This window comes from Acinetobacter portensis (assembly GCF_010646905.1).
Lineage (GTDB): Bacteria > Pseudomonadota > Gammaproteobacteria > Pseudomonadales > Moraxellaceae > Acinetobacter > Acinetobacter portensis.
In genome coordinates this window covers 665488-677748 of record NZ_JAAARQ010000002.1, presented here as the reverse complement: position 1 = coordinate 677748, position 12261 = coordinate 665488, and the positions used below count along the sequence as shown (strand labels likewise).

Here is a 12261-nt window from a genome sequence, read left to right as displayed (position 1 = left end):
GTGAAAAATGACGGCAGTTTTAGATTGTAATATTAGTTTTATTGGTGGCGGTAACATGGCTCAAGCCTTAATTGGTGGCTTGATTGCTCGAGGTTTGCCTGCAACTCGTATTACAGTTTCAGATCCAGTAGAACAAGTACGTCAGTTATTGCAAGAAAAGGATGTGCAAGTTACTGAAGATAATATGGCGGCAATTCAAACAGCAGATGTTGTTGTTTTTGCAGTAAAACCACAAGTTTTGGCACAAGTTTTAAAGCCATTAAAAGGTCTTTTTGCTGGTAAATTAGTGATTTCAATTGTTGCTGGTGCAGAAATCTCAACTATTTCAGAATTACTTGGCACAGACCAAGTTGTGCGTGTTATGCCAAATACACCTGCATTGGTTCAAACAGGTGCACATGGTTTATATGCGACAGAAGCTGTATCTGAAAAAGACCGTAACTTAGCAAGCCAAGTTTTGGCTGCAACAGGTTTAACCATTTGGGTAAATACTGAAGCACAAATTGATGCTGTAACTGCGGTTTCAGGTTCAGGCCCTGCGTACTTTTTCTATTTAATGGAAAGTATGATTCGTGCAGGTAAAAATTTAGGTTTAGATGAAAAAGTTGCAACGGATTTGACTTTGCAAACTGCATTGGGTGCAGCGCAAATGGCAATTACAAGTGCAAATACGCCTGCTGAATTACGCAAAAATGTAACGTCACCAAATGGTACAACACAAGCTGCGATTGAAGTGTTTGATCATGGTCAAGTTTCACAAACCATTCAAGCTGCTTTGGCTGCTGCACAAAAACGTAGTCAAGTGCTTGCACAAGATTTGAGTGATAGCGTTAAATAAGATTGATTTAATTAGGAAAGTTTATATATGGGTGCAAATTCTGCGCTAATTTTTGGCATCATCATTAACGTAGCGATTTTGCTCGTATTCTTCCGTTTTCTAATGCAATTAGCTGCGGTAAGTCCTTATAACCCAGTTGTTCTTTCAACGGTGAAAGCAACGAAAATTGTCGATGTTTTTAGTCGCATTTTTCCAACAGTTGCAAAAGGTCGAGTAAATTTAGCGGCATTAGCTTTGGTTATTGTGCTGTATTTACTAAAAATTTTTGGTGTGATGTATTTGTCGGGTGCAATGCCAAATAGTCCAATTCATTTGGTGATTTTGACTTTTGTAACGATGATTCAAGACTTAATTCGTTTCTGTCGTTATTTAATTTTCGCAACGATTATTTTAAGTTGGGTGGTGATGTTTACACAATCACGTTCACCTTATATTGAAGTCATTCAAGAATTGGCTGAACCTTTACTTGCACCATTTCGTCGTATTTTGCCGAATATGGGGATGATTGACTTATCGCCAATTTTTGCTTTCTTAACGTTGTTCGTAATTGAAATTATTATGAATGAAGTGGCAATTGTGTTGCTTACGGGTCTCTAATTTGACCGAATAAAAAAGGACGCTGATGCGTCCTTTTTTATTTTGGGCGATTTGAACACCTATCCCTGAACCTCTCCTAGAAGGAGAGGTCTTAGGCTGAAAACCTCCATCCCAACCTTCCTCCTACAAGGAGGAAGGAGCTTTACATTAATGCGCTTCATCCCAGTTTTTGCCTTTACCTACTTCTACAATAAGAGGTACCGAAATTTGTAGAACAGATTGCATCACTTCAGCAAGTTTTGGTGCAAGCTCATCTGCAATATCTTCATCAACTTCAAATACCAATTCATCGTGTACTTGTAACAGCATTTTGGCTTGATCTTTCGGAAGCATTTTTTCCACTTCAATCATTGCTATTTTAATGATATCGGCAGCAGAACCTTGAAGTGGCGCATTAATGGCAGCACGTTCAGCAGCTTTACGAACCATCATATTTCGAGCATCAATATCTGGTGTATATAAACGACGACCTAAAATAGTTTCTACAAAACCTTGTTCCAAAGCAACTTGACGAGTACGTTGCATATATTCGTAAATGCCAGGGTAACGATGGAAATATTGCTTAATATAGTCTTGAGATTCTTGGCGAGTAAAACCAAGTTGACGAATTAGACCAAATTCTGACATGCCATAAAGTAAACCGAAGTTCACCGCTTTGGCTTGACGACGTTGATCACTCGTTACATCTTCAAGTGCAATTCCTAAAACTTCGGCAGCTGTACGACTATGTACATCTTGTCCATTTTTAAATGCATCAACCAAGGCTTCATCTTGTGAAAAATGTGCCATTAAGCGTAATTCAATCTGCGAATAATCGGCTGCAAGTAAAATTCGACCTTTCGGAGCAATAAATGCTTTACGAATTTGGCGTCCAATTTTTTCACGTACAGGAATGTTTTGTAAGTTCGGATTTGTTGAAGATAAACGCCCCGTAGCTGTTAAAGCTTGGTGATAGCTTGTATGTACACGATGCGACTCATCATTTGCTTGCTTCAATAAACCATCTGTATATGTACTTTTGAGTTTAGATAAACCACGATATTCCAAAATTAAATCTGTAATAGGATGATCAATTTTTTCTAAAACACTTTCACTTGTACTGTATTGCCCAGTCGATGTTTTTTTGCCACCTTTTAGACCTAACTTATCAAATAAAACTTCACCAACTTGTTTTGGTGAGCTGACATTGAAGCTTTCACCTGCAATTTCAATAACTTGGTTTTCTAAGTCTTGAATGGTATTGGCAAATTCAACGCCTAACTGATCTAAGAAACTTAAATCAAGTTCGATCCCGTTTTCTTCCATCATGGTTAGAACACGAGCAACAGGCATTTCAATATTATGAAGAAGATTTAATAGTTCAGGATGCTTCTGTAGCTTTGCATCTAAAACTTCGTATAAACGATAAGTGACATGCGCATCTTCAGCAGCATAATGTGCAGCAGTTTCAATCTCAATTTGATTAAATGTTTTTTGTTTAACGCCTTTACCCGCAACTTGTTCATAGGTTGTGGTTAAGTGACTTAAATACAAACGTGAAACATCATCCATGCCGTGACGTGTTGCAACAGAATTCAACACATAAGATGCAAGCATGGTATCGAAATACCAACCTTGTAGCTGAATCCCGTGATTTTCTAAAACGTGAGCATCATATTTTAAATGATGACCAATTTTTTGAACTTCAGGATTTTCTAAGATTGGTTTAATTTGAGCTAAAACTGTTTCACGATTGAGCTGTTCAGGAGCACCTTCATAATCATGTGCAAGCGGAACGTAATAAGCATCTTTCGCATCGAAAGCCACAGAAAAACCAACAATTTGTGCAATACGATAATCTAAGCTTGTAGTTTCTGTATCAAAAGCAAAGCGTTTTTCTGTGCTTAAACGTTGAAATAGCTTATCCCAACCTGCCTGCGTTAAAACAGTGTGATACGTTGCTTGACCCAATTGATCATCGATACTTGTAACAGAAGCTTGATCTTCATTGGCTACAGGCGCATCTTCAGTTGTATTTTTCACAACGGCTTTTGCTGTTTGTTTGTAGCTTGAGTTGTTTGGATTATTCGGATGATCTAAAGATTGTAATTGGTTACGGAATTCGAGTTCTGTATATAAATTACGAAGCGCTTCGACATTTGGATCTTGTAGTTTTAAGTCATCATAGCCAAAGTTTAAATCGAGGTTAATGACAATACTTGCAAGTTGATGATCGAGCGTAATGCCTTCAACACTGTCTTTAATATTTTGACCGACTTTGCCTTTAATTTTGTCGACATTTTCTAAAATGCCACCAATAGAGCCATATTCGGTTAAAAGTTTTGCAGCAGTTTTAGCACCAACACCCGGAACACCCATAATACCGTCAGAGGCATCACCCATAAGGGTTAGGTAGTCGATCATTTGATTTGGCCAAACGCCAAATTTTTCAAATACGCCATTTATATCGAGCGGGCGTTCTTTAAAGCTATCTTCCAAAGTGACTTTGTCTGTAACCAACTGCGCCATGTCTTTATCGCCAGTTGAAATAAGAACTTGGTGACCTAAAGCTTCTGCACGTTTTGCTAAAGTACCAATAACATCATCGGCTTCAGCACCCGGAAGAGTATGTAATGGAATACCTAAGGCACGAATAAGTGCATGTAAATATGGAATTTGTTGTGATAGTTCATCAGGCATGCTTGGACGGTCACCTTTGTAAATAGGTGAAAGTTCATGTCTGAAAGTAGGTTCTGGCGTATCGAAAATAACAGCCATGTGCGTAGGTTGAATCCGACGCATTAATTTTTGAATTGCGGCAATTGCGCCACGGACTGCATTTGTTTGCAAACCTGTTGACGTGGTTAATGGGGGCACAGCGTGAAATGCACGAAATAAAAAGTATGAGCCATCGACCAAGACAAATGGTGGCATTGATAAAATCCTTATCCAAATAACAGCGTTATTGTACGTGATTTTTAAGGTTGTCGCAGAAACATGATTACAACTCTAGATTACCGAATATCAGATGAATGTTAAATATCTCTATGAATGTGGGTGTTATGATGGTTAAAAATGTAATGAGCCAATTTATACGATGTTAAAAAGGCAAAATGAAATTCGCATGATCTGGTTGATGGTGCTAATTATTGTTGCAGTATCTGCATGGTTTTTAGATATTCGCATTCTGACTTATATCTGTGGAATCGCTTTTGTAATGAGCGTCATGCAATATGCAGATGGAATCAGTCATTCTATGGATGATCTATCTCAAAAATCGCATGTATCATTACAACCCACATCTAAAGTGCCTTTGTATTTATCATCGTTTTTTGCACTGGTTTCAGGAGTTATGGATTGGCATTTAGGGTTAACCATAGGTATTACGGCTTGGATTTTCTTCTTTTTAAGATGGTTAAAACGAATAGAAAATTCACTCGTTCATGTCGAACTTAAATTACAACAACAGCCTTTTGCGGCACATCAAGACAATTTGCAACTACCGCCCATTGTTCCAATAGTGGCATCTCAACAATTAAGTGAAAATTCAGAACAAAGTTTGTCTGAACAAATTAAACAATGGATTTTTCAGGGCAATCCTGTATTAAAAGTTGCAATTGTTGTTTTAGTGATTGGCGTTGTACTTTTACTTCGCTTTGCTACGGAACATTGGCAATTAAGCTTGGTGATGAAACTTGCTATTGTGGCTTTGGTGAGTGGAAGCGTTTCAGTTTTAGGTTATGCCTTATATAAAAATAATCGTAGTTTTGCTTTGGCTTTAGAAGGCTTGGGCTTAGCAGGCTTATTTTTGACTTTATTTTTTGCCTATTACAATAGTGTGATTCCAAATATTACCATCGCTTCAATCTGCTTTATTGCTGTTATGTTGCCAACATTGTGGCTAAGTTTAAAACAGCAATCTGTTGAATTGGCGATTATGGCAATGGTGATTGCATATTTAGCCCCATTTACGCTACCTGTTCGAGATGCAACAGCCGTAGAATTTATTGCATATTATTTGGTGATTAATGTAGCCGTAGCGATATTAAGCACCTTACGTCCATGGAAGTTCCTCAATCAAATTGCATTTTTAATGACTGTATTCTTCGGTGGAGGATATGCACTTTATAAAGGATACATTACAGAAAAAAATCAACTCACTGCGCTTGTTCTTGCACATAGCGCGGTATTTATTTGGCTTGGATTTCGTTTTAGTCAATTGATTGCAAAAGCAGATTTATCTGAATTTAAGTTCAAGCCTGCTTTAGATATTGCCCTTATTTTTGGTGCGCCTATTGTGGGATATGCATTTTTATATGTTATGCATATTGATGAAACTTTATGGCAAGCAGGATTAAGTCTTATTTTCGCAATTTTATTTGCTCTGCTTTATCAGTTTTTAAAAAGAAGTCAGACAGTTGATTTTATTTCACAAAGTTATTTAAGTCTTGCGCTCATCTTTCTTGCGCTTATTCCACCTATTTTATTGCCAGATCAATGGAGTGTGATGGGGTGGGCGATAGAAGGATTACTCATCTTCACTTTTTCTTTATATCAACAATCTGCAATGAGTCGTTACTTGGCGATGGGGTTGTTAGTTGTCGCAGGTTTATCGAGTTTTCATTCTGTGGCAGAGCATAGTACGTTCCCAAGTACAATGTATTGGGTATTAAGTGTTTGTTATTTATTGGTGGTGATCATTGCGAATTGTACCGAAAAATTTCAACAACAACTCAGTACGGCAACCATTACTTTTTTAAGCTTTCTCAGTTTTTCATCGACCATTTTATTGATTGTTTTGTTGCAATACGAAATACATGGAAAGCTCACCGATGTGTTGGTGCTACTCATCATCAGTACACTTTATTTAATTATTAATGAACTGCTACTTTCTGCCAAAGCAACGTGGTCTTGGCTTATTCCGAAGTGGGCGGGACTTGTTCCAATCTATATCTATGCAACACTTTTAGTTGTGGGTTATTCGGAACAAGGTTATTTAGTTTGGGATTCATCTATAGAGCGTGTGTGTTTTGCTGTGGTTGGTATTTTATTTACCATTTTATGGTTAAGACCACTTATGGGTGTTCGTGCTGAAAAAGAGTGGGTCAGTCTAGGAACACTAAGCAGTTTAGCTTTAGCAAGCTTAACCATTTTTCCAACCATGCCATTTATTAGTATGGTCATTCTTCCATTGGTATTTTGTGCGTGGTGCTATTGGAAAGTTGAAGATTCAGATTGGAAAATATTTTGGCAAGCTCGAAGCACTTTGTTGTTAACCGCTGCATGGATTATTTGTTCGCAATTATTTTCACAGCAAGCATTTTATGGCTATGTTTTTCCAATTCTTAATCCATTTGATTTAGTGAGTTTGGCAATTCTTGCAAGTTTTATTTGGATGCTTTCTTTGCAAATTAAAACAGGTTTAGATAAAGGCATGGTCGCTGTTCTCATGGTGCTGAGTTTACTTTGGTTGAGTAGTTATATGGTGCTACGTGCCTTACATGTTTATTTGGGAACACCAATTAATGAGTTAGCCATTTGGGATCATGCGATTATTCAACTTAGTTTAACTTTGCTGTGGGTAAGTTTGGCATTTATCACCATGAGTATTGCGAGTCGTAAACAATTACGTGCGATGTGGATTTTGGGCGGAAGTATTTTAGTGATTGTGACTTTAAAACTGGTACTTTTCGATTTATCTCACATTGGAACATTAACACGGGTGATTTCATTCTTAGGTGCAGGTTTTATTATGTTAGTTATTGCGTATATAGCACCTATGCCAGAAGGTGAAAAAGAGATTTTAAAATCTCAGTAAATGAATTAATAGAAAATCTAGAATGTTAAAGCATAAAAAATCCCTCTTATATGAGGGATTTTTTATAGATTACTTCAAGTCGGGTTCTCGGATAATCTCTTTGGCATTTGCATATTGATCAATATCTTCATTGCTTAATGGGCGAAGTGGGTGATCAACAAAGCCCATTTTTGGTACGGGAATTTCAATTTGATTTGAAAGGAAACCATTTCGAATACGTTCCTGCATTTCATCTCGAACTTTTAAGAAGTTTTGCTGTTGGCACCAAACTGCAAATAGCAATTCAATAGAAGATTCACGGAACGCTGTTACAGTAACCGCAGGTTTTGGATCTGTTAGTACCAACGGATATTTATTGGCAACATCCAATAAAACTTCACGAACCTTAATAATGTCTTCATGGAAGTTAATGGCAAGCGTAATCGGGATTCGCCGTATGGGGAACTTAGATAAGTTTTGCACAGGGGCTCGAATAAGTTGCTCATTGGGCAAACGGACATAAATATTATCTTGAGTAAGTAATTTGACTGAGAGTAAATCAATCGAAATTACTTCACCTTCAATGGTGTGTCCACGAATAAGGGTAATTTGAATGGTATCGCCAATTTCAAATGAACCCTCACCAATCAGGAAAATACCACTAATTAAGTTCGATGCAGATGTTTGCGATGCAAAACCAAGAGCAACCGTTAAAATACCTGCTGCACCTAGAAAAACACTGAGTTTGAAACCTGCTTCTTTTAAACTTGCTATGATAAAAAATAGGAAGATTGTGTAGAAAATGCCACGTCGCCAAATCAGGCGTTGATGCGCATTGAAACGAGAACCAACAGTACGAATAAAGGTATTTGAAATAAAACGTGCAATCAAAAAACCAATACAACATAAAAGAATCGCAACTAAAAACTCAGTTAATCGATCTGTATTAATATTGGTAAAAATACCTGTGAGGGTTTGGGTAACATCTTTTGTAATTTGATTTTGTGACATGTTATCCCCTAGAAAAATGATTCAAACATATTAAACAACATTCCTGCAGGTTCACGAGGAGGATGAAGATAAGTGACTTCACCTGCAAGTGGTGGAGTTCTGTTTTCTAAGCGAATGCGTGGTGGTTTATCTAAACCTTCATGTATCACTTTAATTTGTGATGTCCACAAACGCCCTGTAGTTTCACTATAAAACAGAGGTAAGGCAGGAACGGGAACACTCATTCGGTCAAAGCGAAGTTGCTGATTGCTTGTGTTGTGAAACTCAATAGGCGTGACTGCACGAAAAGCACGACGTGTAAGATTCTTTAACTCGGTACGACCATCTACTGAAGTGGCATAACAAATTTCACCTGTACGTGGATTAGGTCCAAACCAAGTGTCTTTTGGCAAAATAATAGGTAAATCGAAAATAGGTTCTTTATGACCTTCAATAAAACCAGATAACCATAAAGGTGTACTGATATATAAAGTTCCGCGTTGACCCGCAGGAATATAAATTGGATCTACAGGTTTAATCACAACAGAACGGTTTGCAAGACGAGGCTTGAGCTGTAATTTACTTTGCGTGCTTCTAAACATGTAGCGTTCAATTTCTACAGGCTGAGGAAATCCAAAGTTGGGATCATCAATTTTATGCCAAGCTTGTTCGTAGTCGTATTGAACTTGTGGTCGATGGTATTCTAAACGCCATTCTTGCATGCTACGCGTAATGCGAAAGAGTAAAGAACCAAATTGCCACGCTTGAGGAATATTGAGCTCAAATTCTTTTTCTCCCCACCATTGAATATCGTGAAGATTAGATTTTAAGAAAGTATTATTTTCTGACAATTCAATATCCCTTTCAATTTTTAAGCGCTAAAGCAGGCTTTGCACTGCTATTTTCTAAAGTATACGCAAATTTAATTATTTCACTATTATTATGGAAACAAACACAAGTTGGTTAAATAATTACAAATCAGTAAATATAAATATATAACACAATTTTAAAAGTTCTTTTTAATCTACAAAAAAGAAAAATCAGTAGTTTGGGCTACTGACTTTCTCATATTTATAAATTGTTTTACCAAAGTTCGGCAATTTTTTTCATGAGCTGCGCGCGAAATGGTGCAGTAGGATTACCTGCGTTACGATGTGTTTCATTTTCATAAAATTTTTGCCAAGTTTGAATCATCTCCAAAGAAACATCTTGAGTTTTTAAATGATCGACATCTTGTTTTGTAATGTTATTTAATCGTTTTTCTGCACCATCTGGACCAGTTCCCCAGCCAATAATACCTTGTCCAAAAGAGGGAAGACTCATGTTGTTTGGTGTGGGGGGATATCTAGGCGTTGAATATTCGGATCCACCAATGATTTAGCTTGAGGTCTAAGCTTTTCTGAAATTTGAATTTCTGCAAATGATGATGAAGAAATACAAATAAGTAATGCACCGATTAAAGAGGTTTTAAACATGATTTTTGGGAGATGATGTAAATAAGAATCATTATTATATATAAAATTAAATAGATTTGAAATCTGAATATAAAGGTGTGAATGGTTTTTAAAGTTTAGTATTTAACCAATATACGATGTTGCATTAAAGGCATAGAATCGCGAATAATTTTTTGTTCTGCTAAATCAAAAGGAACGGTAATAAGTTGAGCACCTTCACTTTCAAGGCTAGCTAAAATTTTCCCACGAGAGTTGGATGCAGCGGTGTGTCCCCATGTTTGACGTTTTTCACCGTGCCAACCTTGTTGTGCTGCACCTAAAACTTGACACTGGCTGTCTATTGCACGCGCTTGTAATAGAAGTTGCCAATGCATTTCACCTGTGGTGTAGGTGAAAGCGGCAGGTGCAGTCAAAATATGAGCACCTTGATTACGAAGTGTCAGTGCAAGTTCTGGGAATCTTAAATCGTAGCAAACCATTAAACCAATATTGCCAAATGGTGTTTTTACAACAACAATATCTGTTCCTGGTTCAAAGTTTTTAGATTCTTGATATCCACCAACAGCATCACTCACTTGAACATCAAATAAATGAATTTTGTCGTAACGCGCTTCGGTTCTTTCGGGACTAATGCATAAGCTAGAAGTCCTTACTCGACCATCTGAAATGACATCACCATTTGGACGGAACGGGCATGGGAGAGTGCCCGCAATAATCCAAATTTGATATTTGTGTGCTAAGTCTTCAAGACGTTTCTGAATACTTAGAAATTGTTCAGCAGTTTCACGTTGTTTTCCAGCAGCAAAACAAATGAAGTTTTCTGGAAATACAATAAGTTCGGCACCATCTGCTTTACTTTGTTGAATTAATGATTCAACAACAATGAAATTTGCTTCAATGCTGTTTTGGGAGTTCATTTGTGCAACGGAAAGTAAAGTCATGGGAGGAGATACCAAAAAGTAGATTAAACGTTCTGATTAGACGTTTGTTCAAGGTTATCTTGTTCTTTCTGAAGTTGTTTCACCAAAGGTTCGAACATATTTTCGTTACTGTGGTTTAGCTTCATAAGTGTTTTGTGAGCATCTAAAACGGTGGTGAGCATTGCGCTATGCGTAATATGTTCTTCCATAAGAGCAAGTGTGCAAACAGATGGATCGCCACAATAATTTAAGATCACAAAAACCTGACCCAAGCCCATACTATTGGCTAAGGTGGTAATGTCCGGATTTGTAGATAGCATTACGGCCTGAATTTTATGAACTTGTTTAAGTTTTAAACCCAGTTTTGCCAAAATGCCTAAAACTGTACTATCTATAAATGTTGTTTGCGTCATATCTACGATAGCGCCAACGACATTTTGTTGCTGTTCAATTTTACTAAGTAGTTTGTCTAGACTGATGCAAGATTGGGCACGCACTTCGCCAATAAGCTTAAATATATGCGTTCCATCCAAGCTTGCGTATTCAACATGACCTGTTGACATATAAATGCCATTTGCAGAGAAGGATAGAAAATTATCCCATAGCCAATCTGTAGACTCAAGTATTAAACAGTCGTATATGATGGGTTTATTCTATAAGTAATTGAAAATTAAATTAATTCATTCTTTTTAAGCTGAGAATAGCAATATCATCAGCAACATGTTCAGGTGCTTGAAAAGATTGGTTTTTCAAATGGAAGACCAATTGTTCGAACTGTTCACTCAGTCCACCATCAAAGGGTTCAAGTGCGCCATCTGAGCAAATAATGAAGCGAGCTTGTTTATTTAAAGTGCATTCAAACTCTTCAACTTCTAAATCTTCCGTTAAGCCCAAAGGGAAACTACTGGTATTTAAAACTTTGGGTGCTTGGTTGGGTTCAAAAATAATTGCAGGAGGATAATGTCCTGCACTAGACCAACGTAATTGATGTGTTTCTAAGTTTAAAATACCGCTAATCATCGTGATATGCTTTTCAATATTTTCTTGAACAAGCATGCCATTTAATTTTTTAATTAATTCTCTTGGAGATTTTGAACGACCATGAAAGGCAGCCATCCAAGACGTTAATAAACTACTCGTTACACCGTGGCCTGAAACATCGGCGAGGTAAAACATAATTTCTTTATCGCTGATTTTCCAATAATCGAACCAATCACCAGATAAGTAAGCTGAAGGCTTAAATAATGTTTCAACTTTATAATTCGTTAGTTCAATAGGATTTGGAAGTAAGCGTTTTTGTAATTCTGCTGCTGATGGTAAATCACGACTATCTTGATTGCGTTTATATTGTGCATCAATTTTAGAAAGGGCTTTTTGTGGATTACTAGGTAAATTATTCCATAACCATCCTGCTAAAGCGCCCATTTCCCAAGCTTGGGCTAAAGCAATTCCCTCAGAATCGAAAGCCAAAACAATAGTTGGTAAAGACCATTGATGCGTTAAATAGTCTTGAACATCTGCAATTGCAATAATGGTTGGATCATACAAAGAAATATCTTCTATGCGAATCATTTGCACACTCGGAAGCGTCTCAAGTACATAATCTAATTGAGGAATATTGCGTGTGGGCTGAATGAAATACATATAAAGTGTGTATGAGCCTAAATGGTAAAGATAAAAGTACTA

The 12261-nt window shown here is 37.1% G+C and carries 9 protein-coding genes and 1 pseudogene; 3 read left to right on the top strand and 7 right to left on the bottom strand.

Translation table 11 applies throughout. The features are described from left to right. Positions 1–7 precede the first annotated feature (7 nt). Both proC and GTK57_RS03090 read left to right on the top strand, forming a co-directional pair. Complete coding sequence (proC, locus tag GTK57_RS03095) at positions 8–838, top strand: pyrroline-5-carboxylate reductase (protein WP_152874834.1); 831 nt, start codon at positions 8–10, stop codon at positions 836–838. A 27-nt stretch (positions 839–865) separates the two neighbouring features. Next, positions 866–1435 carry a YggT family protein gene (locus tag GTK57_RS03090; protein WP_163121263.1) on the top strand — a complete coding sequence of 190 codons (570 nt, stop codon included), beginning with the start codon at positions 866–868 and terminating at the stop codon, positions 1433–1435. A gap of 147 nt (positions 1436–1582) precedes the next feature. Here GTK57_RS03090 and polA read toward each other — a convergent pair whose 3' ends face one another. Beyond that, positions 1583–4348, bottom strand: coding sequence for a DNA polymerase I (gene polA / locus GTK57_RS03085; RefSeq protein ID WP_163121261.1), 2766 nt, complete (start codon positions 4346–4348; stop codon positions 1583–1585). A 163-nt stretch (positions 4349–4511) separates the two neighbouring features. Between polA and GTK57_RS03080 the strand changes: the two genes are divergently transcribed. After that, entirely contained in the window at positions 4512–7232 is a 2721-nt protein-coding gene (locus tag GTK57_RS03080; RefSeq protein WP_163121259.1) for a DUF2339 domain-containing protein, read from the top strand. A 69-nt stretch (positions 7233–7301) separates the two neighbouring features. Here GTK57_RS03080 and GTK57_RS03075 read toward each other — a convergent pair whose 3' ends face one another. From GTK57_RS03075 to gigA, 6 genes and pseudogenes are all read right to left on the bottom strand, one after another. Beyond that, a complete protein-coding gene (locus GTK57_RS03075; RefSeq protein ID WP_163121257.1) occupies positions 7302–8222 on the bottom strand; it encodes a mechanosensitive ion channel family protein in 921 nt (306 codons plus the stop codon). Between the two features lie 8 nt (positions 8223–8230). Then, complete coding sequence (locus GTK57_RS03070; protein WP_152874839.1) at positions 8231–9052, bottom strand: hypothetical protein; 822 nt, start codon at positions 9050–9052, stop codon at positions 8231–8233. 232 nt (positions 9053–9284) lie between these two features. Next, positions 9285–9676, bottom strand: a pseudogene (locus tag GTK57_RS14635) (DUF4951 domain-containing protein). Between the two features lie 95 nt (positions 9677–9771). Then, positions 9772–10596, bottom strand: a complete 825-nt coding sequence (locus GTK57_RS03055; RefSeq protein ID WP_163121251.1) for a carbon-nitrogen hydrolase family protein — start codon at positions 10594–10596, stop codon at positions 9772–9774. Between the two features lie 23 nt (positions 10597–10619). After that, positions 10620–11138 (bottom strand): anti-anti-sigma factor GigB, encoded by a 519-nt coding sequence (gene gigB, locus GTK57_RS03050; RefSeq protein WP_152874841.1) that lies wholly within the window; start codon positions 11136–11138, stop codon positions 10620–10622. Between the two features lie 112 nt (positions 11139–11250). After that, positions 11251–12219: an RsbU family protein phosphatase GigA gene (gene gigA, locus GTK57_RS03045; RefSeq protein ID WP_152874842.1), complete on the bottom strand. Its 969-nt coding sequence runs from the start codon at positions 12217–12219 to the stop codon at positions 11251–11253. Between the last annotated feature and the right edge of the window lie 42 nt (positions 12220–12261).